This is a genomic window from Achromobacter aegrifaciens (assembly GCF_902859965.1).
Taxonomy (GTDB): Bacteria; Pseudomonadota; Gammaproteobacteria; order Burkholderiales; family Burkholderiaceae_B; genus Achromobacter; species Achromobacter aegrifaciens.
In genome coordinates this window covers 944,945-967,139 of the sequence record NZ_CADIKO010000002.1, presented here as the reverse complement: position 1 = coordinate 967,139, position 22,195 = coordinate 944,945, and the positions used below count along the sequence as shown (strand labels likewise).

General features: G+C 67.8%; 21 protein-coding genes. 9 read left to right on the top strand and 12 right to left on the bottom strand.

From position 1 onward, the window contains the following. Positions 1-14: 14 nt before the first annotated feature. From HV793_RS15660 to HV793_RS15620, 9 genes are all read right to left on the bottom strand, one after another. A complete protein-coding gene (locus tag HV793_RS15660; RefSeq protein ID WP_054453850.1) occupies positions 15-803 on the bottom strand; it encodes an NRDE family protein in 789 nt (262 codons plus the stop codon). Between the two features lie 3 nt (positions 804-806). Then, entirely contained in the window at positions 807-2,786 is a 1,980-nt protein-coding gene (locus HV793_RS15655; RefSeq protein WP_054453852.1) for an FUSC family protein, read from the bottom strand. Between the two features lie 26 nt (positions 2,787-2,812). Continuing rightward, positions 2,813-3,295 carry a YbaK/prolyl-tRNA synthetase associated domain-containing protein gene (locus HV793_RS15650; protein ID WP_054453853.1) on the bottom strand — a complete coding sequence of 161 codons (483 nt, stop codon included), beginning with the start codon at positions 3,293-3,295 and terminating at the stop codon, positions 2,813-2,815. Positions 3,296-3,414: 119 nt separating this feature from the next. Continuing rightward, on the bottom strand, positions 3,415-4,134 hold the full coding sequence (locus HV793_RS15645; protein ID WP_054454806.1) for a response regulator transcription factor: 720 nt from the start codon (positions 4,132-4,134) through the stop codon (positions 3,415-3,417). A 131-nt stretch (positions 4,135-4,265) separates the two neighbouring features. Further along, entirely contained in the window at positions 4,266-5,750 is a 1,485-nt protein-coding gene (locus HV793_RS15640; protein ID WP_175213473.1) for an efflux transporter outer membrane subunit, read from the bottom strand. Positions 5,751-5,756: 6 nt separating this feature from the next. Beyond that, positions 5,757-6,902, bottom strand: coding sequence for an ABC transporter permease (locus HV793_RS15635; RefSeq protein WP_175213472.1), 1,146 nt, complete (start codon positions 6,900-6,902; stop codon positions 5,757-5,759). Then, positions 6,899-7,864 (bottom strand): ABC transporter ATP-binding protein, encoded by a 966-nt coding sequence (locus HV793_RS15630; RefSeq protein ID WP_054453859.1) that lies wholly within the window; start codon positions 7,862-7,864, stop codon positions 6,899-6,901. The genes HV793_RS15635 and HV793_RS15630 overlap by 4 nt, the downstream gene beginning before the upstream one ends. Beyond that, on the bottom strand, positions 7,861-8,829 hold the full coding sequence (locus tag HV793_RS15625; protein ID WP_175213471.1) for an HlyD family secretion protein: 969 nt from the start codon (positions 8,827-8,829) through the stop codon (positions 7,861-7,863). Before HV793_RS15625 ends, HV793_RS15630 begins: the two co-directional genes overlap by 4 nt. Before the next feature lie 2 nt (positions 8,830-8,831). Beyond that, positions 8,832-9,548 (bottom strand): TetR/AcrR family transcriptional regulator, encoded by a 717-nt coding sequence (locus HV793_RS15620; RefSeq protein WP_054453865.1) that lies wholly within the window; start codon positions 9,546-9,548, stop codon positions 8,832-8,834. 165 nt (positions 9,549-9,713) lie between these two features. Here HV793_RS15620 and HV793_RS15615 point away from each other — a divergent pair, with 165 nt between their 5' ends. The 3 genes from HV793_RS15615 to HV793_RS15605 all read left to right on the top strand — a co-directional run bounded on the left by HV793_RS15615 (position 9,714) and on the right by HV793_RS15605 (position 12,205). Next, complete coding sequence (locus HV793_RS15615; protein ID WP_054453869.1) at positions 9,714-10,763, top strand: NADPH-dependent curcumin/dihydrocurcumin reductase; 1,050 nt, start codon at positions 9,714-9,716, stop codon at positions 10,761-10,763. After that, entirely contained in the window at positions 10,760-11,440 is a 681-nt protein-coding gene (locus HV793_RS15610) for a type 1 glutamine amidotransferase domain-containing protein (protein ID WP_119449637.1), read from the top strand. The genes HV793_RS15615 and HV793_RS15610 overlap by 4 nt, the downstream gene beginning before the upstream one ends. A gap of 165 nt (positions 11,441-11,605) precedes the next feature. Next, on the top strand, positions 11,606-12,205 hold the full coding sequence (locus tag HV793_RS15605) for an HD-GYP domain-containing protein (RefSeq protein ID WP_175213470.1): 600 nt from the start codon (positions 11,606-11,608) through the stop codon (positions 12,203-12,205). Positions 12,206-12,254: 49 nt separating this feature from the next. Here HV793_RS15605 and HV793_RS15600 read toward each other — a convergent pair whose 3' ends face one another. Then, on the bottom strand, positions 12,255-13,853 hold the full coding sequence (locus HV793_RS15600) for a glycerol-3-phosphate dehydrogenase/oxidase (RefSeq protein WP_119449638.1): 1,599 nt from the start codon (positions 13,851-13,853) through the stop codon (positions 12,255-12,257). 5 nt (positions 13,854-13,858) lie between these two features. Next, positions 13,859-14,650, bottom strand: a complete 792-nt coding sequence (locus HV793_RS15595) for a DeoR/GlpR family DNA-binding transcription regulator (RefSeq protein WP_013394120.1) — start codon at positions 14,648-14,650, stop codon at positions 13,859-13,861. Between the two features lie 210 nt (positions 14,651-14,860). Here HV793_RS15595 and HV793_RS15590 point away from each other — a divergent pair, with 210 nt between their 5' ends. From HV793_RS15590 to HV793_RS15565, 6 genes are all read left to right on the top strand, one after another. After that, positions 14,861-15,946: an ABC transporter ATP-binding protein gene (locus HV793_RS15590; protein WP_175213469.1), complete on the top strand. Its 1,086-nt coding sequence runs from the start codon at positions 14,861-14,863 to the stop codon at positions 15,944-15,946. Beyond that, on the top strand, positions 15,946-17,034 hold the full coding sequence (locus tag HV793_RS15585) for an ABC transporter ATP-binding protein (RefSeq protein WP_054453877.1): 1,089 nt from the start codon (positions 15,946-15,948) through the stop codon (positions 17,032-17,034). Before HV793_RS15590 ends, HV793_RS15585 begins: the two co-directional genes overlap by 1 nt. Then, entirely contained in the window at positions 17,031-17,921 is an 891-nt protein-coding gene (locus tag HV793_RS15580) for a carbohydrate ABC transporter permease (protein WP_054453879.1), read from the top strand. The genes HV793_RS15585 and HV793_RS15580 overlap by 4 nt, the downstream gene beginning before the upstream one ends. After that, positions 17,914-18,726, top strand: coding sequence for a carbohydrate ABC transporter permease (locus HV793_RS15575; RefSeq protein WP_054453881.1), 813 nt, complete (start codon positions 17,914-17,916; stop codon positions 18,724-18,726). Before HV793_RS15580 ends, HV793_RS15575 begins: the two co-directional genes overlap by 8 nt. A 19-nt stretch (positions 18,727-18,745) precedes the next feature. After that, entirely contained in the window at positions 18,746-19,054 is a 309-nt protein-coding gene (locus HV793_RS15570; protein ID WP_054453883.1) for a DUF2160 domain-containing protein, read from the top strand. Positions 19,055-19,170: 116 nt separating this feature from the next. Continuing rightward, a complete protein-coding gene (locus tag HV793_RS15565; protein ID WP_054453885.1) occupies positions 19,171-20,901 on the top strand; it encodes an ABC transporter substrate-binding protein in 1,731 nt (576 codons plus the stop codon). A gap of 60 nt (positions 20,902-20,961) precedes the next feature. Here HV793_RS15565 and HV793_RS15560 read toward each other — a convergent pair whose 3' ends face one another. Further along, complete coding sequence (locus HV793_RS15560; RefSeq protein ID WP_175213468.1) at positions 20,962-22,056, bottom strand: sensor domain-containing diguanylate cyclase; 1,095 nt, start codon at positions 22,054-22,056, stop codon at positions 20,962-20,964. Positions 22,057-22,195 lie beyond the last annotated feature (139 nt).

Genomic DNA, 22,195 nt, shown 5'->3' with positions numbered 1-22,195 from the left:
ATTGTTTCCGCAGTCTAGGTAAGCGTACCGCGTGCCGCGCTCCAGGAAAATGTCAGCCGGCTTTCGCCGCTGACCGAGCCGTCCGGGGCGAAGCGCCTTTCATCCAGCTGTCCGGCGCCATCATCGCGCAGCGTCAGTACGCTGGAACTGCGCGTGCCATAGTTCGGACTGACGATGAACGGGCTGCTCAATAGCCTTTCGCGATCCAGCGGCAGGCCGGTGGCGGGCAGGTCGGCGTCGTCGGCGGGCTGGCGATCGGCCAGGGCGGCCATCAGCGCGGGCAGGTCGGGCTGCGGCCCGCTGCGCAGCACGGCCTCGAAAGCCGCCTTGGTGCGCGCCAGCTTGGGCCAGGGCGTGTCCAGCAGATGGTTGGACAGGGCATAGACGCCCGGAGCCAGGCGCCGCGGGCCGCCGTCGCGATTGCTGAGATACCAGGCTTCGCGCGCATCGCCCACGATCAGGTTGAAGCCGTTGTAGGCCTGGCCGGCGGCATGCACTTGCGCCAGGTAGTCGGCCGGGGAGACCGTGCCGCGCAGATAGTCTTCGACCAGCGCGCCGCGCGAAGGCGCGTTCTCGATCATCCTGCCCGGCTCGCGAAAGTTGGTCACTAGCGCATGGCGTCCGCCGGTCGTCGCGCCCATCCAGCTGCCGCCGGCCAGGCCGTCGCGGCCGGCGTAGACCTCGGGGGCGTCAGGCCATTGCGCGGCGGGCAAGGTGGGGCGTTGGTGGAATTCGTCGCGGTTGGCGGCGATCAGGACGGGGATGCCCGGCAGGGCATGCAGGGCCAGTACGGCAAGACACATGGTTCAGACCTGGTTGGCGGGTTTGTCGGGGATGGCTTTGCCTGGCGCGGCCGCGAAATCCGGGCCGGCCAGCGCGGCGCGCAAGGCTTCGATCTGGGCGGCCACGTCGCGCAGCGCGGGGGCGGGCGAGGCGATGGCGGCGGCCGGCATGGCCGCGCCTTGCGCAACGGCGGCGCTCATCTGGTGCAGGCTGGCCGCCAGTTGCGCCAGCTCCGTGGCGCTAGGCGCGGCCTGGTCGGCGGGCAGCGACCAGGCCGTGTCGGAAATGGCGTTGGCCACGCGTTCCAGCGCGACCTCCACCGGCCACCAGGCCAGTGCGCGGCGGCTGACCAGGCGCGGCTCGGACAGCCCGCGCTGCAAGGCGATGCGCAGATCGGACAGGCGTGCGTAGGCGCTGGCGCGCAGGTCGTGGCGGCTGGTGGGATCGGCCTGGAACACCGTGTTCAGGTAGGCGGCCAGCGTGTCCATGGCGGCGGCGACCGCGTTGTCCAGGTTGCCGCGTTCTATCCGTATCCATGGCAGGTAGCCCACCAGCAGCACGATGCCGGCGGCCACGGCCACATCGATCAGGCGCGCCAGCGCGATGGGCCAGCTGCCTGGTTGCAGCGCGCCGATCAGCAGCATCAGGATGGGCAGCAGGATGGCGGAAAACAAGCCGTAGTTGCGCCGCACCGACCAAGGCAGCAGGGACGCCAGCCCCGCCACCGTGAGCAGGCTGACGATGCCGTTGCGGTCCAGCGCCAGCACGGTCGCGCTGATCGCCACGCCCACCACGCTGCCCGCGCAGCTTTGCAGCGCCCGCGCGAACACCGAGCCGAAGTTGGGCTTGAACACCACCACCACGATCAGCGGCACCCAGTAGGAACGCGGCAGCGAGGCCGCCAGCGCCACGGCCTCGGCGGCGATCAGGCACAGGCCCAGCCGCACCAGGTAGCGCAAGGTGGTCGGCCCCGGCCGGTAAGTGCGCGCCAGCACGCGCCAGGGCGTGCGCGGCCGCGCCGGCGGCAGGCCGGCAAAGGCGTCGGCTTCGGAAAGCGCGCCGCCGTCCAGCAGAGGCTGCACTTGGGCCAGCGCGTCGGCCAAGGGGGCCATGTCCACGTGGCGCAAGGCCGCGATGTCCTCGCGCGGGTCCGGCGTTGCGTCGTTTTCCACGCGGTCTGCGAGCCGGTTCATGACCCGCGCGCAGTCGCGCGGCAGCACGCGTCCGGCGCGGGCCAGCTCCAGGGCGGTGTTGGTGAGAGGCGTACAGGCTTGCAACTGGGCCGCCAGCCGGGCCAGTCGCGGGGAGGGGCCGGCCGCGCTGCGGCGCGCGGCCAGCACGGTGTCGTAGGCGGTCGTCATGGCCGCTTCCATGTCGCGCCGCGCGCTCATGGTGTGCGAGGTGCCGATGGCGGCGAACATGGCCGCCAGCTTGCGGTAGGCCATGGCGACGGCGGCGCGCTCGGGCGCCGTCGGATGGACCACCCAGCCCGTCAGGGTCAGCGCCAGGCCGAACAGGCCGCCGGCTCCCACCAGCACCGAAGGCAGCCAGGGCGGCAGGGTGGACGTCAGGCTGGCGCCGACGATGACATAGGCGGCGAATTGCAGCGTGGAGACGGCGGCGATGTTGTTGAAGGTGCCGACCAGGCTGGCTGCCAGCACCAGCAGCGTCATGGCGGCGGACGTCCACAGTCCGTGCCCTGCAATCAGGGTGCCGAGGAAATATCCCAGCGCGCCGCCGAACACGGTGGCGCCGATGGACAGGGCGCGGTTGCGGTATGGGCCGCCGTTGTCGCCGGTGATGGCGGGCAGCGCGCCTAGCGCAACCAGGGCCGCCGCCGCGCTTTGGTCCAGCGCGAGTCCGACCGCCGAAGGCAGGCCGATGGCCAGCGCGGCGCGCAGCGCCACCCAGCGGCTGACGGGCGAAGGCTCCATGTGCGCCAGGCTCATCAGCCAACGCATGTTGGCGTTGCGCGCGGCATGTTTCAGCGAGGAACGGAACACGGCGGCCTCGTGGCGCGGCCTGGGGATCAGGCCTTGATCAGCGGCGCCTCGTCGGGCGCGGCCAGCCGGAAGTAGTCTTCCGTATTCAGGAGGATGGAGGCGTCCAGGCGGCCGGCGTTGAATACGATTTCACCGTGGCGCTCGCGCAGGCTTGGGTCCACCAGCAGGTGCAGGTCCGGATTGAAAGTGAAGGGCGGAATGGCGCCGATCTCGCAGCCGGTGAGTTCTCGCGCCAGGTCCTGCGACGCCAGCGAGGCCTTCTTGCCGCCGGCCGCGCGGGCGATGGCGTCCAGGTCGGCCTGCTTGTCGGCCGGGAACACCGCCAGCACGTTGCGGCGCTGGTTGGAGGATATCTTGACGCGGCAGACCAGCGCCTTGGCGCCCTGGCTGACCTCGGTGCCGCGGATCGCGGCGACTTCGACGGAGCGGCCGGCCGCGGCGTGTTCAATCAGGCGGTAGCGGGCCTGGTTCTGGGCAAGCAAGGCTTGCAGGCGTTCGTAGACTTCCATGTCGGGGCGCGTAGATCGGGATGTGGCGGGGCGCAGGCCGGGAGTCGGCCTCGTACGCCGCATGATACGCCCGCCGCGCGGCGCCGCGGCGGCGCGTACGCTGATCCGGGCCAGCCTCCTCAGATTTCTCCGGTAAAGGCGTAACCCCAGCCCCAGACGGTGCGGATCGGCAATTCCAGGTTCAGGTCCTGGGCCTTGCGGCGCAGGCGGCTGACCAGCACGTCGGTGCGGCGCATCGATTCGTGGCCGCCATGCGAATCGGTGATGGCTGCGTCGGCGCGCGGCAGGCGCTTGTCGGCGGAAGCCGTCAGCTTGAGCAGAAACTCGCGCTCGGCCAGCGTCAGGGCCAGGCGCTTGCCTTGCGGGCTGACCAGCGTCCAGGCCGCATCATGGAATTGCCATTTGCCTGCCGCGTCGCCTGGCGCCGGCTGCGCCGGACGCGGCTCGGCGTCGACGGCGCGCCGGCCAGGCGCGGGGATGCGCCGCACCAGCGCCTGCAACGCGGCCGCGATTTCCGTTGCGCCCGCGTCAGAGGGCAGGCAGACGTCTGCGCCGCAGTGCAGGCCGAGTATGCGATTTTCGGGCGAGTCGAAGGTGGAGATGGCGACGATGCCCGCAGTGGTGTCCAGGGCGCGCAGGCCAGCCACGGCCATGCAGAGATCGGACAGCTCGGCTTCCATCACCAGCAATGGGGTGCGGCGGGCCTGAAACAGGCGGAACAAGTTATTGGAGTCTTCGCACAACCGGGGCGAGAAGCCCATTTCCGCCAGCGCCGCGCCGCGGTGCGCGCGCACTCCGGGATCGGGAGAGAAGACGATCAGGTCTAGTAGGTCATTCATGAATCGTAGTGATCTGTGCAGCATGAGCGCATGCATGATGCATCGGATACAGCGATTTCCTAAACCCCGCACAACGCCACTTTATTACCCGAATTCTCGGGCAAGGTTACGCAAGGCGCGTCGCGGCACCGTTATGGTGCGTCGGCGGACGTTTCATTCCACCAACCGCCGCCCAACGCCTGCAGCAGGGCGGCGGTGTCGGCGTGGCGCGCCGCGTCCGCGGCGGTGCGCGCAATGCGTGTCTGAAGCAGTTGGCGCTGGCTGTCCAGCAGGCTCAGGTGGCTGATGCCGCCGGCCTGGTAGCGCCCTTGCGCGATGCGCTCGGCCTGGTCGGCGCGGCGCCAGGCCTCGTCGCTGGCCAGGTAGGCGTCGCCGTCGGTCTGCACCGCGCGCAAGGCGTCGGCGACCTGCCGGAAGCCCTCTAACACTGTTTGACGGTAACCGGCCGCGGCCGCGTCGTAGGCGGCCTCGGCCGAGCGCGTGCGCGCGCGCAGCTCGCCACCATGGAACAGCGGCTGGACCAGGCCCAGGCCCAGGCTCCAGACGTTCAGGCCATCGGACAGGTCGCCCGCGCGGGTGCGTTGCGAGCCGAAGTTGGCTGTCAGGGTGAATTGCGGATACTGGTTGGCGACGGCCACGCCGACATTGGCCGAGGCCTGATGCCAGAGCGCTTCGGCGGCCAGGATGTCGGGCCGCTGGCGCGTCAGGGCCGAGGGCACGCCGGTGGGCACGTCGGCGGGCAGCGTCAGGTCGGCCAGCCGCAAGGGCGCGGACCGCAGCTCGGCCGGCGCCAGCCCCAGGTAGGCGGCCAGCTGGTGCGTGGCCTGCGCCAACTGGTATTCCAGCGGCGGCAGCGTGGCCCGGGTCTGCGCGACCAGCAGCTCCTGGTTGCGCAGATCGGCCTCGGACACGCCGCCCGCCTGCTGGCGCTGGCGCATGATGTCCTGCTGCCGCTCCTGCGCCGCAAGCAATGCCCGCGTGTCGGCCAGGCGTTCGTTCAGGTCGGCCTGGCGGATGGCGGCAGTGACCACGTTGGCGGCCAGCGACATGCGCGCAGCCTGCAGCTCATGCGCCTGGTAGTTCACCTGCGCGCCCAGGCCTTCCAGCGCGCGGCGATTGCCGCCGAACACGTCCAGCGTGTAGGACACGTCGATGGACGCGTTGTAGAGCGTGAAGGGCGGGGGCTGCTCGGCCACCGGCACGCCGAAGGCTGCAGGGTCCACCTTCTGCCGCGTCACCGACAGGTTGCCGTCGACCTGGGGCAGCATGCGGCCGCCGGTTTCGGCGTTCAGGTCTTCATTGGCCTGGCGCAAGCGGGCGCGCGCCTGCTCCAGCGTGGGGCTGGCCTGCAAGGCCTGCCGGACCAGCTGGTCGAGCGCTTCGGAGCGGAACAGCTGCCACCATTGCGCGGGGATGTCGACGCCCTCCTGCAGGCGTTGCGCGCCGCTGGCGGCTGAGGCATCGCGAGGCGCGGTGTAGGCGTCGACCCGCGGCGGCGCCGGGCGCTCGAAGTCCGGCCCCACGGCGCAGCCCGCGAGCAGCGCGCACAGGACCGGCGCAGCCAGGCGCAAGGGCGCGGCGGCGGACGGGAAGGGCAAGGGCGTGGAGCGGGACATGGCGGTTCAATCCAGGGTGCGGCGGTAGAACTTCACGGCGGCGGTCATGACGACCACGGTAAACACCAGCAGCGGCCAGATGCTGGGCCACAAGTCCCACCAGCCGTTGCCTTTGAGCAGAATGCCGCGGATCAGGCGGTTGAAGTGGGTCAGCGGCAGCAGGTTGCCAAGGTATTGCGCCCACATCGGCATGCCCTGGAACGGGAACATGAAGCCGGACAGCAGCATGTTGGGCAGGAAATAGAACATGGTCAGCTGCATGGCCTGCAACTGGTTCTGCGCCAGCGACGACAGGGTGATGCCCACGGTCAGGTTGGCGGCCACGAACACCAGCGCAGACAGGTACACGGCCAACAGCGAACCCTGGAACGGCACGTGGAAGACGAAGTGCGCGGCCAGCAGGATGATGCTGGACTGGATCAGGCCTATCGCGATGTACGGCACGATCTTGCCCGTCATCACTTCGATGGGCAGCACCGGCATCGCCAGCAGGTTTTCCATCGTGCCGCGTTCGCGCTCGCGCGTCATGGCCAGGCCGGTCATCATCACCAGCGTCATGGTCAGGATCACGCCCATCAGGCCCGGCACGGTGTTGTATTGCGAGATCTGCTCTTCGTTGTAGAGCTGGTGCACCAGCACGTCGAAGGGCGGCTGGTCGCCGGCCAGGCTGGCCAGCGGTCCGGTCAGGTCCTTGGTCGCCACGGCCTGCGACAACTGCGTGGCCGCGCCGATGGCCAGTCCGGTCGCCATGGGGTCGGTGGCGTCGGCCTCGATCAGCAGCGCGGGGCGCTCGCCGCGCAGCAGCTTGCGGCTGAAGTCCGGCGGAATGGTCAGGACGAACAGGACGCGCCCTTGCGCCAAGGCCGCGCGGCCCGCTTCTTCATTGTCCAGTTCTTCGATGATGTGGAAGTAGTCGGACGATTTCATCGCCGCGACGAAGCTGCGCGTGAACGGGCTGTGGTCGGCGGCGATGACCGCTGTAGGCATCTGCTTGGGATCCGTGTTGATGGCGTAGCCGAACAGCGCCAGCTGCATGATGGGCAGGCCCACGATCATGCCGAAGGTGATACGGTCGCGGCGCAGCTGCAGGAACTCCTTGAGCACCATGCTCCACCAGCGCGACCAGGAAAAGCCTTGCAGATGGCGCATCATGGCGGGCTCGCGAAGTTGTCGGTGGAGCGTTTCATCAGGTAGATGAAGACATCCTCCAGGCTGGTGGCTATGGGTTCCAGGGTCAGGTCCTGGCCGGCGATGGCGTCCCTGAGCGTGCGTTCCAGCAGGGCGGCGTCGCGGCCGCTGATGTGCAGCGCCGAACCGAAGGCCACGGTCTGGTCCACGCCCGGCGCGTTGCGCAGGCGCTGCGCCAGAGGCACCAGGTTGTGGCCGTGGATGGCCCAGGTGGTCAGGCCTTGCTCGGCGATGACGTCCTCGGCCGTGCCTTGCGTCAGCAGCCGGCCATAGGAGATATAGGCCAGCTTGTGACAGCGTTCGGCCTCGTCCATGTAGTGCGTGCTGACCAGCACCGAGATGCCGCGCGCCGCCAGTTCATGCAGCTGCTCCCAGAAGTCGCGCCGCGCGGTCGGGTCCACGCCCGCGGTGGGTTCGTCCAGCAGCAGCAGCTTCGGCTGATGCAGCAGGCAGGCCGCCAGCGCCAGGCGCTGCTTCCAGCCGCCGGACAAGGAACCCGTCAACTGGCCGGCGCGGCTTTGCAGGCCCAGGTCTTCCAGCGCGCGGTCCACCGCCGCGCGCCGTTCGGGCATGCCGTACATGCGCGCCACGAAATCCAGGTTCTCGCGGATGGTCAGGTCGTCCCAGTAGGAGAACTTCTGCGTCATGTAGCCGACGTGCCGCTTGATCTGCGCGCTGTCGCGCAGAATGTCGTAGCCCAAGCAGGTCCCGCTGCCCGAATCCGGCGTCAACAAACCGCACATCAGCCGGATGCTGGTCGTCTTGCCGCTGCCGTTGGGGCCCAGGAAGCCGAAGATCTCGCCTTCCCGCACTTGGAGCGACACGTCGTTGACGACGTGCTTGCTGCCGAAGCGCTTGTTCAGGCCGTGCACGTCGATGACGTATTGCCCGGCGGACGCTTCCTGCGTGGCGGCGGGTGCGCTCATTGCAGCACCGCTTCCACCGGCTGGCCCGGATGCAGCCGCGTGGCGGCTTCGGGCGCTGGCCGCGCCTGCACCATGTAGACCAGCTTGCTGCGGCTTTCGCGGCTGTAGATCACGGGCGGCGTGTACTCGGCCTGGGTCGATATGTAGTCGATGCGCACGGGGATGGGATCGCCGCAGCCATCGCAGCGCACCGTCGCCTGTTGCCCCACCTTCAGCGCGCCCAACGCCGTTTCCGGAACGAAGAAGCGCACCTTGATGTTGCCCGGCGGCAGCAGGCTGACGACCGGACTGCCGGCAGGCACCCATTCGCCCACGCGGTAGAGCGTGTCGAATACAAGCCCCGCGGCCGGCGCCGCCAGGCGCTTTTGCGCCAGCGTCCACTCCGCCTGGGCCAGCGCGGCGCGGGCCGCATCGACTTGGGCGGCCTGGGCGCGGCGCTGGTCGTCGCGGCCGGGCAGGCGGGCCACTTCCAGCTGGGCCTGCAACTCGCGCACGCGCGCCGCGTCCGATTGCGCCTGTTCGCGGCTGTCGTCCAGCTGCGCGCGCGCGATGCCGCCGATGCGGAACTGGTCGGTATCGCGCCGCAGTTGCGCCGCCGAGCGGCGGCTGGCCGCCTCGGCCTGCGCCAGCTGGGCGCGGCTGACGTCCACTTCGGGCGGACGCTTGCCGGTGGCGATGTCTTCTTCCTGGGCCACGGCGGCGGCCAATTGCGCGCTGGCCTGGTCGCGCGCCGCGGTTTCGCGCGTGGCTTCCAGCGCGAAGAGCGGCGCGTCGGCTTGCACCTGCTGGCCGCGCCGCACCGGCAGCTCGGCCAGCCGGCCGGCCTCGGACGACGCCACGTAGACATATTCGCCTTCGGCGTAGCCCTGGAAAAAGGCGCCGTTGTCCTTGCCGCAACCGCCCAGGGCAAGCAAGGCCAGCGCAGAGGCGGGCAGGGGGCGGCGCAAGGCGGGAGGGATGCGCATGGTCAGCGTCCTGGAGTGGCGGGAGTCGGGGCGGACGGCGAGAACAGGCCGCCGGTGAGCATGGCGATGGCGTGGGCCGCGATCGCGCGGGTGTCTATGGCCTGCGGTTGCGCAGCGTCCAGCAGGACGCGCCGCCACAGGCCGGAGGTGGCCAGCGGGAGCAGGGTCAGGCCCAGGACGGACAGAAAGACCAGCCGCGGTTCCACGTCCGGGGTGATGGCGCCCGCGCGCTGGCATTCGGCGATGAGGCCGATGAAGGCCTGCAGGCGCTCGACGGGCAGATGGCGCAGCACGCGTTCGCGCAGCTGGCCGCCTTCATTCACGACCTCGTGCAGCCACAGGGCCGGCAGCCAGGGCCGTTCGACCGCGCTTTGCACCAGCCGGCCCACGACCTCGGCGATGAAGGCGCGCGCGGCAGCGGCGGGGTCCGCTGCGGGAATCTGAGGTTGTGGCAACGGCGACCAGACGTATCCGATGACCGGCACGATCCGCTCCTGCACGACCGCGTCGATCAACTGGTCGCGGCTCTTGAAGTAGTAATGCACCATCGCCGTGGTGACGCCGGCGCGTTGCGCAATGTGCGTGAGCGTGGTGGCCGCCACGCCCTGGGCCGCGAACAGGCCGGTGGCGGTGTCCAGCAGGTTGGCGCGGGCGGCGGCATTGTCGGGTCGCGGCGGGCGGCCCGGCCGGCGGGAGGGGGTAGAGGGAGCGGAACGCATGCCGCGTATGTTAATTAAGTTATTAATTAATTAAAAGAGGGGCGCGCTTCAGGGTTACACACCGGATGCGCGGGCTTAGATGGTGTAATGGGCCGGTACCCCATCCCGCCATCCGGGTTGTGTGCGCCAGGCCCGGGCGGCTTTCTTGCAGGAGGCTGGACCGTCATGCCCCAATCGTCTTCCATCAACCGCCGCATCGTGCTTGCCGCGCGCCCGCAAGGCGAGCCGGCGGACCGCGATTTCCGCCTGGAAACCGGCGAGGTGCCGCAGCCCGGCCCCGGCCAGGTGCTGCTGCGCACCGTGTACCTGTCGCTCGATCCCTATATGCGCGGCCGCATGAGCGACGCGCCGTCCTATGCCGAACCGGTGCAGGTCGGCGGCGTCATGGTCGGCGGCACGGTGACGCGGGTCGAAGCCTCCAACCATCCCGACTACCGCCCAGGGGAGTGGGTGCTGGCGCAATCCGGCTGGCAGGACTACGCCCTGTCCGATGGCGCCGGCCTGCTGCGGCTGGGTCCCAATCCTGAACACCCGTCCTATTCGCTGGGCGTGCTGGGCATGCCCGGCTTCACCGGCTACATGGGCTTGCTGGACATCGGCCAGCCCAAGGCGGGCGAGACCGTGGTGGTGGCCGCGGCCAGCGGCGCGGTGGGGGCGGTGGTCGGCCAGATCGCCAAGATCCATGGCTGCAAGGTGGTTGGCATCGCGGGCGGCGCGGACAAGTGCCGCTACGCAGTCCAGGAGCTGGGCTTTGACGACTGCCTGGACCACAAGGCGCCCGACCTGCCGGGCCGCCTGGCGCGCGCCGTGCCGCAGGGCATCGACGTGTATTTCGAGAACGTCGGCGGCGCGGTCTTCGACGCGGTGCTGCCGCTCTTGAACCCGCGCGCGCGGATACCGGTCTGCGGCCTGATTTCGGCCTACAACGCCACCAGCCAGCCGCAAGGGCCGGACCGCCTGGGCCTGCTGATGCGCACCATCCTCACCAAGCGCCTCAAGATGCAGGGCTTCATCATCTTCAACGAATACGCGCACCGCTACGGCGAATTCCGCGAGGCGATGGAAGGCTTGATCAAGCAAGGCCGCATCAAGTATCGCGAGGACGTGGTCGATGGGCTGGAGAACGCGCCGCGCGGCCTGATCGGGCTGCTCAGGGGTGAAAACGCCGGCAAGCGCATTGTGCGCGTCGGCCCGGACGAAAGGAGCGCCACATGAACATCCTGATCGTGCTGACTTCCCACGACACGCTGGGCAACACCGGCCGCAAGACCGGATTCTGGCTGGAAGAATTCGCTGCGCCGTACTACGCCTTCGTCGACGCGGGCGCCAAGGTCACGCTGGCTTCGCCCGCAGGCGGCCAGCCGCCGCTGGACCCCAAGAGCGACGACCCCGACGCCCAGACCGACGACACGCGGCGCTTTCGCCAGGACAAGGACGCGCAGCGGCAACTGGCCGCCACCTTGCGGCTGGCGCAGGTGCAGGCGGCCGACTACGACGCCGTGTTCTACCCGGGCGGCCACGGCCCCTTGTGGGATCTGGCGGAAGATCCCAATTCGGTCTCGCTGATCGAGACCATGCTGGCGGCGGGCAAGCCCGTTGCGGCCGTATGCCATGCGCCCGGCGTGCTGCGCCACGCCAAGACGGCCGACGGCAAGCCGCTGGTGCAGGGCAGGCAGGTCACCGGCTTTTCCAATGCCGAAGAGGCGGCCGTGCAGTTGAGCGACGTGGTGCCTTTCCTGGTCGAGGACGAGCTGAAGCAGTTGGGCGGGCAGTACAGCAGCGGCCCGGACTGGCAGCCGCACGTGGTCGGCGATGGCTTGCTGGTCACGGGCCAGAATCCTGCATCTTCCGTCGGCGTGGCGCAGGCGCTGCTGGACAGGTTGAAGGATTGAGCGCTGGCGGGCCGGACCCGGTTCCCGCGGGATGCGGGGGCGGGTCCGGCTCTGCTTTGCCCTGGCGCGCGGCATCTGATCGGCAAGGATTGCTGCGCAATGTGTCAGAATCGCGACCTTTTGCTACAGCGCAAAGCGGCAAGAGCCCATTGCGCGCGATGACCGATGCCTCCAGACGTACCCGAATATCCCGCTGGCTCCTGCGTGGCGGCCTTGTTTGCCGCCATGCGGGCGCGCGACCCGGCCACCGGCCGCCATTCCGAAAGAGTTGTTGCGCTGAGCGTGGCGCTGGCCCGGGCCTGCGGCCTGCCGGAATCCGAACAGGAGGCGGTCGCGGTCGCTGCCCGCCTGCATGACATCGGCAAGATCGGCACGCCGGATCGTGTGCTGTATTCGCCGAAGCGGCTGGACAAGGACGATTGGGAAATCATGAAGGCGCACGCCGCAGTGGGCGCCGACATCATCATGCACAGCGACATTCCGCAACGCGAGCTGATCGCGCGGGCGGTGCGCCATCATCACGAACACTTCGACGGTTCGGGCTATCCCGCAGGACTGGCGGGCGAGGACATTCCGCCGCATTCGCGCATCATTTCGCTGGCAGATTCCTACGACGCCCTGGGCGATGCGCGTCCCTACCATCCTGCGCGCACGCATGCGGAGATCATGCGCATCCTGAACCAGGAAGCCGGCGCCAAATGCGACCCGGCCCTCTTGCGCACGTTCGAAGCGATGATCGCGAAGAGCCCCCTAAGGGTTCCGTAGCGCAGATCCCGTCAGCATCGCCGACGGGTCGGGCACTCCGGATGGGCGGTCACTTCAAGCGGTAATTCGCTGCCACCACCGCCAATTCCTGCAGCGTGCGCTGCTGCCACGCGGCATCATGCCCCAGCTCTTCGGCCAGGATGCGAGCCACTTCGGGCGCCGCCAGCATCGCGGCCTCGCTGTCCAGGAACAAGGCGCGGTTGCGCCGCGCCAGCACGTCCTCGGCGCTGCGCGCGAGTTCGTACCGTGCGGCGAAACGCACGTGCGCCTCCGACAAGCCGCTGCTCCTGACCAGCATGCGGTCCGCGCCGGGCAGCGCCTTCAGGGCCGGCAGGTCGCTGCCGTAGTAGCTGTCCGGCGTGCCGGCATGCTCCTGCGACGGCGCCAGGCCCGCCGCGCCATGCAGCGGCAGCGATTCCGTGCGGCAGGTGGCCTGCGTCAGCAGCTGGTGCTGGATGGCCGTGTCGACCACGTCCTGCGCCATGCGGCGGTAGGTGGTCCACTTGCCGCCGGTGACGGTCACCAGCCCGGCCTTGGACACCAGGATGGTGTGCTCGCGCGACAAGGACTTGGTGGAGGCTTCGCCCGTGGCCTTGACCAGCGGACGCAGCCCGGCCCAGACGCTGGTGACGTCGTCGCGCGTGGGCTTGCGGCTGAGATAGCGCGCCGCGGTGCTGAGGATGAAATCCACATCCTGCGCGCCCGCCTGCGGATCCAGCGGCAGATCGTCGCGCGGCGTATCGGTGGTGCCGACGATGGTGTGGCCGTTCCATGGCACCACGAACAGCACGCGGCCGTCGTCGGTCTTGGGGATCAGGATGGCGCGCTTGCCCGGCAGGAAATCCTGCGGCAAGGTCAGGTGCACACCCTGGCTGGGCGCCACCATGGTCTGCGCGTTCTTGTCTTCCATGCGCCGTACCGCGTCCACCCACACGCCGGTGGCATTGACCACGCAGCGCGCGCGCAACGTGAAGCTGGCGCCGCCGATCGCGTCCTGCACCGTTACGCCGTCGACCTTGCCGCCCGTCATGGTCAGGCCGGTGGCGCGCATGTAGTTCACCGCGGTGCCGCCCAGGTCGAACAGCGTGCGCATCAGGCTTACGGCCAGGCGGGCGTCGTCGAACTGGCCGTCGTAGTACAGCACGCCGCCCTTGAGATTCTTGCCCTGCACGTTCTCGGCCAGCGTCGGCGCATTGGCCAGCGTGTCGCGGCGCGACAGCCAGCGGCTGGGCGACAGGTTCAGCTTGCCGGCCAGCATGTCGTACATCTTCAGGCCGATGCCGTAGAAGGGCTGGTCGAACAGGTTGTAGGCTGGCACCACGAAGCCCAGCGGCCACACCAGGTGCGGCGCGTTGCGGTTGAGCAGGCCGCGTTCATGCAGCGCTTCGCGCACCAGGCTGACGTTGCCCTGCGCCAGATAGCGCACGCCGCCGTGCACCAGCTTGGTGGCCTTGCTGGACGTGCCCTTGGCGAAGTCCGCGCCTTCGATCAGCAGGGTGCGATAGCCGCGCGAAGCGGCATCGACCGCCGTGCCCAGGCCGGTGGCGCCGCCGCCGATGACGATCACGTCCCAGGAGTGCGTGTTGTCCAGCGTGTTCAGGAGGCGGTTGCGGTCGGGCGGGGCGACGGAGGCTAGGGGTTGGTTCATGGGATTCAAGGTGTTTGCTTCAAGGTATTCGGGGCGGCCGCCACGTCGCAGCGCACGCCGGCGTCCAGCAGGACTTGCGCCAGCGGCTCTTGCGGATGCGCGTCGGTGAAGAAGCGGTCGATTTGCGAGATGTGCGCCAGTTCCACCATGGCCTGGCGCTTGAATTTGCTGCTGTCGGCGGCGAGCCAGACTTCGCGCGACTGTTCGATGATGGTCCGCGCCACGCGCACTTCGCGGAAGTCGTAATCGCGCAGCGTGCCGTCGGCCTCGATGCCGGAGATGCCGATCAGGCCGATGTCGACCTTGAACTGGCGGATGAAGTCCATGGTGGCTTCGCCGACGATGCCGCGGTCGCGCGAACGCACCACGCCGCCGGCCACGATGACTTCGCAGTCCGGGTTGTCCGAGAGAATGTCGGCCACGTGCAGGTTGTTGGTGATGACGCGCAGGCCGCGATGGCGCAGCAGGGCGCGCGCAATGGCTTCGGTGGTGGTGCCGATGTTCAGGATCAGCGAACAGCCGTCGGGCACGGCGCGGGCCACGGCCTCGGCGATGCGCTGCTTGCCGGCGGCGTGCAGGCCCTGGCGCTTGCGGTAGGCGATGTTCTCGATGGTGGACGCTTCGATGCGCACGCCGCCATGGAAGCGCGACAGCAGGCCCGCTTCGGAAAGAATATTGACGTCGCGCCGCACGGTCTGCAGCGTGACGTCAAAGCGTTTGGCGAGTTCCTCGATCGAGGCCGAGCCTTGGGCCCGCACCATTTCGATCAGGGCGCTCTGTCTGGGATTCAGTGTCATGTTCGTATAGTAAAACAACAAAAGCGAAAAATAATGACGCGCCGCAAGATTGTTTTTTGTTCGCTTCTTGAGTAAAACGCACAATAAACGAAAGCTATCTGAAAGAGTATGCTCATCCTGTTGTTCGCTTGAATGCAGGCCGAGACCGCTGTACCGAATACCGAAGTCCGCCGTAAAAATAGGGACGTATAAGTAGGTAGAGGAGACCAGATGCAGCTGAACTTGGACAGGGTAGGTTTGCGGGCCGGCTCGCAGACGCACCTGTATCCCATGAGCCTGGCCCCCGTCGAGGGCGCCATGACGGTATTGCTGGGGGCCACCCTGGCGGGCAAGACCTCGCTGATGCGCATCATGGCCGGGCTGGACCGGCCCACCGAGGGCCGCGTACTGGTCGACGGCGCCGACGTGACCGGCGTGCCGGTGCGCCAGCGCAACGTCGCCATGGTCTACCAGCAGTTCATCAATTACCCGTCCATGTCGGTCTACGACAACATCGCTTCGCCGCTCAAGCTGCGCGGGGCGGCGGACATCAGCGAAAAAGTCCGCGCCATGGCGGCGCGGCTGCACATCGACCACCTGCTGGAGCGCTACCCCTCGGAGCTGTCCGGCGGGCAGCAGCAGCGAGTGGCGCTGGCCCGGGCGCTGGCCAAGGACGCGCCGCTGATCCTGCTGGACGAGCCCCTGGTCAACCTGGACTACAAGCTGCGCGAGGAACTGCGCGACGAACTTTCCGAATTGTTCGCCGAAGGGCGCTCCACGGTGGTCTATGCCACGACCGAGCCGGGCGAGGCCCTGTTGCTGGGTGGCCACACCGCGGTGCTGGATGCGGGCGAATTGCTGCAATACGGCCCCACGGCCGAGGTCTTCCATCGCCCCAATTCCATCCGCGTGGCCCGCGCCTTCAGCGACCCGCCCATGAATCTGTTCTCCGCGCGCCGTACGGGGTCGGGCTTCGTGCTGCAGGGAGACCTGGCGGTGGAGCGGGCGCTGCCGCAAGGCGCCGATGCGGAGATCACCGCCGGCCTGCGCGCCGGCGCTCTCGATGTCGAGCCGCGACCCGGCCACATCGCGCTGCCCGGGGTGGTGAAGCTGGCCGAGATCTCCGGATCCGACACCTTCGTGCATGCGCAGACGGCGGCGGGCGACGTGGTGGCGCAACTGCCCGGGGTCCACCGCTACACGCTGGACCACCGCGTACAGTTCTATTTCGACCCGGCGCAGACCTATGCCTTCGGCGCGGGCGGCGCGCTGCTGGCGGCGCCGCGGCAGCCGGCGGGCGCTGGGGAGACGGCCTGATGGCGCAGATCGAGCTGGACCTGTCCCATTCCTACGTGGCGGACCCCAAGACCGACGAGGACTACGCACTGCTGCCGCTTTCGTTCACCTTCAAGGACGGCGGGGCCTACGCCTTGCTGGGTCCGTCCGGCTGCGGCAAGACCACGCTGCTCAATTGCGTGTCGGGCCTGCTGCGGCCGTCGCACGGGCGCATCCTGTTCGATGGCCAGGACGTCACGGACAAGACGCCGCAGGCGCGCAACATCGCCCAGGTGTTCCAGTTCCCGGTGGTGTACGACACCATGACCGTGGCCGAGAACCTGGCGTTTCCGCTGCGCAACCGCGGCATGGCGCCCAAGCTCATCGGCGAGCGGGTCGGGCGCATCGCCGAGATGCTGGAGATGTCGCATGTGCTGGACCGGCGCGCCAGCGGCCTGACCGCCGACGCCAAGCAGAAGATCTCGCTGGGGCGCGGACTGGTGCGCAGCGACGTGTCGGCCATCCTGTTCGACGAGCCGCTGACCGTGATTGATCCGCAGCTCAAATGGGAGCTGCGCCGCAAGCTCAAGGAAATCCACCACGAGTTCAAGCTGACGCTGATCTACGTGACGCACGACCAGACCGAGGCGCTGACCTTTGCCGACGAGGTCATGGTGATGGCGCGCGGCAGGGCGGTGCAGGTCGGGACCGCGGATGACCTGTTCCAGCGGCCGGCACATACCTTCGTGGGCCATTTCATCGGCTCGCCGGGCATGAACTTCCTGCCGGCGCAATGGCGCGACGGCGGCCTGGAGGTGGGCAAGAGCCGCGTCGCCGGGGTGCCGGCGGAGATGGCGGCAAAGCTGGACGGCGCGGGCCCCGTGAAGCTGGGCGTGCGTCCGGAGTACTTGCGCATTACCGAGCCGGGCGCGCCCGGCGCCCTGGCCATGCGCGTGGAGCGGGTGCAGGACGTGGGCACCTACACGCTGCTGGTGGCGGACTTCGAAGGCACGCCGGTGCGCGCCCGGCTGGCCAGCAACATCGTCCCGGCCGCGGCTGGCGGCACGGTCTGGTTGTCGGCGCTGAATCCGCACACCTGCTTTTACCGCGACGAGGAGCTGATCCGATGAAACCCATAGATCACCGGGCCTGGTTCCTGGTCCTGCCCGTGGTGCTGTGCGTGGCGTTCTCGGCCATCCTGCCGCTGATGACCATCGTCAACTATTCGGTGCAGGACATCATCTCGCCCGAGCGCCGCGTCTTCGTCGGCACCGAGTGGTACGCCGCCGTGCTGCAGGATGAAGAACTGCATGGCGCGCTGTTCCGCCAGATCGGCTTTTCGCTGGCCGTGCTGGCCATCGAGATCCCGCTGGGCATCCTGCTGGCACTGTCCATGCCGGCCAGCGGCTGGCGCGCTTCCGCGGTGCTGGTCATCATCGCGCTGTCGCTGCTGATTCCCTGGAACGTGGTGGGCACCATCTGGCAGGTGTTCGGGCGCACCGACATCGGCCTGCTGGGCGCCACGCTGTCCTGGCTGGGCGTGGACTACAACTACACCGGCAACGACGTCGACGCCTGGGTCACGGTGCTGGTCATGGACGTGTGGCACTGGACGCCGCTGGTGGCGCTGCTGTGCTACGCGGGCTTGCGCGCGATACCCGACGCCTACTACCAGGCCGCCCGCATCGACGGCGCGTCGCGCCTGGCGGTGTTCCGCTACATCCAGCTGCCCAAGATGCGGGGCGTGCTCATGATCGCAGTGCTGCTGCGCTTCATGGACAGCTTCATGATCTACACCGAGCCGTTCGTGCTGACGGGCGGCGGGCCGGGCAACGCCACGACCTTCCTGTCGCAGTACCTGACGCAGAAGGCGGTGGGCCAGTTCGACCTGGGGCCGGCGGCCGCGTTCTCCATCATCTATTTCCTCATCATCCTGCTCTTGTGCTTCATCCTCTACAACTGGATGCAACGCGCCGGCACCACCGGCGGCTTTGACGAGGAGCGCTCAAATGCGTGAGAAAAATTCCCGCTGGCGCGGCGTCTTCCTGACCCTGTACCTGGTCTTCGCCATCCTGCCGCTGTATTGGATGCTGAACATGTCGTTCAAGACCAATACCGAAATCGTCAGCACCCTGACGCTGTGGCCGCGCGACTTCACCTTCGAGCACTACCGCACCATCTTCACCGACCCGGCCTGGTACTCGGGCTACATCAACTCGCTGATCTACGTGGTCATCAACACGGTGATCTCGCTGGCCGTGGCGCTGCCGGCCGCCTACGCCTTTTCGCGCTACCGCTTCATTGGCGACAAGCATGTGTTCTTCTGGCTGCTGACCAATCGCATGACGCCGCCCGCGGTGTTCCTGCTGCCGTTCTTCCAGCTCTATAGCTCCTTCGGCCTGATGGACACGCACCTGGCCGTGGCGCTTGCGCACCTGGTGTTCAACGTGCCGCTGGCGGTCTGGATCCTGGAGGGCTTCATGTCCGGCGTGCCGCGAGAGATCGACGAGACCGCCTACGTCGACGGTTATTCCTTCCCGCGCTTTTTTCTGACGATCTTCCTGCCGTTGATCAAATCGGGCGTGGGCGTGGCGGCGTTCTTCTGCTTCATGTTCAGCTGGGTGGAGCTGCTGCTGGCGCGCACGCTGACCTCGGTCAACGCCAAGCCCATCGTCGCCACCATGACCCGTACCGTATCGGCCTCCGGAATGGACTGGGGCGTGCTTGCTGCGGCGGGGGTGCTGACCATCGTGCCGGGCGGCATCGTCATCTGGTTCGTGCGGCATTACATCGCGAAGGGCTTCGCGATGGGCCGGGTGTAGAGGCAAGGAGGGCGCGCTCATGTTCAGCTGGATGGTATGGACCACTCCCGTCGCCGTGTTCTTTTCCTGCATCGTGCTGATGCTGGTAGGCATGACGGTATGGGAACTGAAATCGCCCACGGCCGAGCGCAAGGGCTTCCTGCCCCTGCGCACCACGCGCGGCGACCGCCTCTTCATCGGCCTGATGGCTGCGGCCTGGCTCAACCTGGCGTTCCTGGGGTTCGGCCAGAAGGCAGCGGAATGGTTTTCGCTGGACGAACCGCCATCGGTGTGGATCAGCTTCATCGCGTCCATGCTGCTGCTGGCTTTCGTCATGAGGAAAGGTTGAAGAGGGGCGCCAGACCCCTCGCGTATTCAAGCGGTTGGTAAGGACTATCGGCCAGCGTCTTCCCCGGCCAGCGGTCCGCAGCAAACGATGGGGAAGACTTATCGAGGAGACAGGTCATGAAATTGCGCATGCACGCCATGGCAGCCGCCATCGCCCTGATCGGGACGTCGGCGGCCTGGGCTGGCGAACCGGAAGCGAAGAAGTGGGTCGATTCGGAGTTCCAGCCTTCATCGCTGTCCAAGGACCAGCAAATGGCCGAGATGAAGTGGTTCATCGAGGCCGCCGCCAAGCTCAAGGCTAAGGGAGTGAATGAAATCAGCGTGGTGTCCGAAACCATCACCACGCACGAATACGAGTCCAAGACGCTGGCCAAGGCTTTTTCCGAGATCACCGGCATCAAGGTCAACCACGACCTGATCCAGGAAGGCGACGTGGTCGAGAAGCTTCAGACCTCGATGCAGTCGGGCAAGTCCATCTACGACGGCTGGATCTCCGATTCCGACCTGATCGGCACGCACTACCGCTACGGCGCCATCCTGCCGCTGTCCGACTACATGGCGGGCGCGGGCAAGGAATGGACCAACCCCAACCTGGACCTGAAGGACTTCATCGGCACCAAGTTCACCACCGCTCCGGACGGTAAGCTCTATCAGCTGCCCGACCAGCAGTTCGCCAACGTCTACTGGTTCCGGGCCGACTGGTTCGCGCGCCAGGACCTGAAGGACAAGTTCAAGGCCAAGTATGGCTACGAGCTGGGCGTGCCCACCAACTGGTCCGCCTATGAGGACATCGCCGACTTCTTCTCCAACGACGTCAAGGAACTGGACGGCAAGAAGGTCTATGGCCACATGGACTACGGCAAGAAGGACCCGTCGCTGGGCTGGCGCTTCACCGACGCTTGGCTCTCCATGGCCGGCGCTGCGGACAAGGGCCTGCCCAACGGCATGCCGGTGGACGAGTGGGGCATCCGCGTGGCGGACGACAAGTGCACCCCGGTCGGCGCGTCGGTCGCGCGCGGCGGCGCCACCAACAGTCCGGCTGCGGTCTATGCCCTGACCAAGTACGTGGACTGGATGAAGAAGTACGCGCCCCAGCAGGCCATGGGCATGACCTTCTCGGAATCCGGCCCGGTGCCGGCCCAGGGCCAGATCGCCCAGCAGATCTTCTGGTACACGGCGTTCACCGCCGACATGACCAAGAAGGGCCTGCCGGTGGTCAACGACGACGGCACGCCGAAGTGGCGCATGGCCCCGTCGCCCTACGGCCCGTACTGGAAGGACGGCATGCAGAACGGCTACCAGGACGTGGGCTCGTGGACCTTCTTCAAGTCCACCAACCCCGACAAGATGGCCGCGGCCTGGCTGTATGCGCAGTTCGTCACGTCCAAGTCGGTGTCGCTGAAGAAGTCCATCACCGGCCTGACCTTCATCCGCGACAGCGACATCAACAGCGAGTTCTTCACCAAGAACGCGGCGAACTACGGCGGCCTGATCGAGTTCTACCGCAGCCCGGCGCGCGTGGCGTGGACGCCCACCGGCAACAACGTGCCTGACTATCCCAAGCTGGCGCAGCTGTGGTGGAAGAACGTCGCCACCGCGGTCACGGGCGAAAAGACTCCGCAGGCCGCCATGGACAACCTGGCCAATGAAATGGATCAGGTCATGGCGCGTCTGGAGCGCGCCGGCATGGCGCAGTGCGCGCCCAAGCTCAACCCCAAGAGCGACCCCAGCAAGTGGCTGTCGGACCAGCACGCGCCGTGGAAGAAGCTGGCCAACGAAAAGCCCAAGGGCGAGACGATCGCCTATGAGAAGCTGCTGGATGCGTGGAAGCAGGGCAAGGTGAGGTAAGCCGGCCGAACGCTGCGCACGGCCTGGACCCGGCATCGCGCCGGGTCCTTTTTTTGCCCGTCAGTGTATGACGCGCGCCGCCTTGCGCGCGCGCTTGACTTCATACATGCGGGCATCGGCCAGGCGTACCGCCGCTTCAGCGTCCAGGCCGCGCGGATCCAGCGCCACCACGCCGACGCTGGCGCCTTCGTACGGGACGGTCGCCTCGCCGAGCTGGTAGCGGCCCACGGTGGCGGCGGTGGCGCGCTCTTCCAGGGAGCGGGCGGCTTCTTCGGCATCGCCGCGCGGCGCGTGCACGCCATGGGGGCCGTCCCCCGCTACCAAAGCAGGGCCGGGGCCGATCAGCACGAATTCGTCGCCGCCTATGCGGCCCAGCATGTCAGAGCCGCGCAGGGCCGCGGAGATCCGGCGCGATACCTCCTGCAGGAACACGTCGCCTTGCTGGTGGCCGTAGACGTCGTTGATGCCCTTGAAACCGTCCAGGTCGATCACGCCGACCAGCACGCTGCCGCCTTCGCGGATGGCGCGCGCCTGAAAGCGGTCCAGCGCCTCGTAAAGCGCGCGGCGGTTGGGCAGGCCGGTCAGGGTGTCGGTCAGCGCATATGACATGAGCTGGACGTTGGCCGCGTGCAGCTGCTCCATCAGCATTTCGCGTTCCAGGAAGCGGGCGATCACGCTGGAGAACAGTTTCAGCACCGATTCGGCCTGCGGTTCGATCTGGTGTCGCGTGGCGCTCGCGGCGCACAGGGTGCCGAACAGCACGCCGTCATCGGTGCGCACCGGGGCGCTCAGATAGGTTTGTATGCCCAGTTGCCGGGCCGCGTCGGAATCCGGCCAGCAGCTGGAGACATCGCTGGTGCACATGCGGCCTTCGTCCAGCGCGCGTTTGCACAGGGTGTCGTCCCAGGGCACGGACAGGCCTTCGGGGATTTGCAGTGTGCCGGCGTTGCGCGCGTAGCGGATGCTCTGGAGATCCGCCTTCAGGTCGATGGACGTGAGATAGGTGGATTCCAGCCCGGTCACCGCGCCCAGCATGTCCAGCAGCGGGCGCGTCAGCTGTTCGACCGACTTGGCCTCGGGCAGGGTGGTCGACAGTTCTGCAAGTATTGGATCCAGCACGGCGTCTCCAGGAAGCATGGGCATACGGGTGGGCATATGAACCTGCGGCCCGACGCTCCGTGAGGAGCGCGGGCCGCGCATGTCCGCCATTATGCACGCTGTGCCGCGGGTTGCATGTAACCCGCTCGCGGGACTACGCTGGACGTTCTACACGCGGCGGCCGGGCTCGATGCGT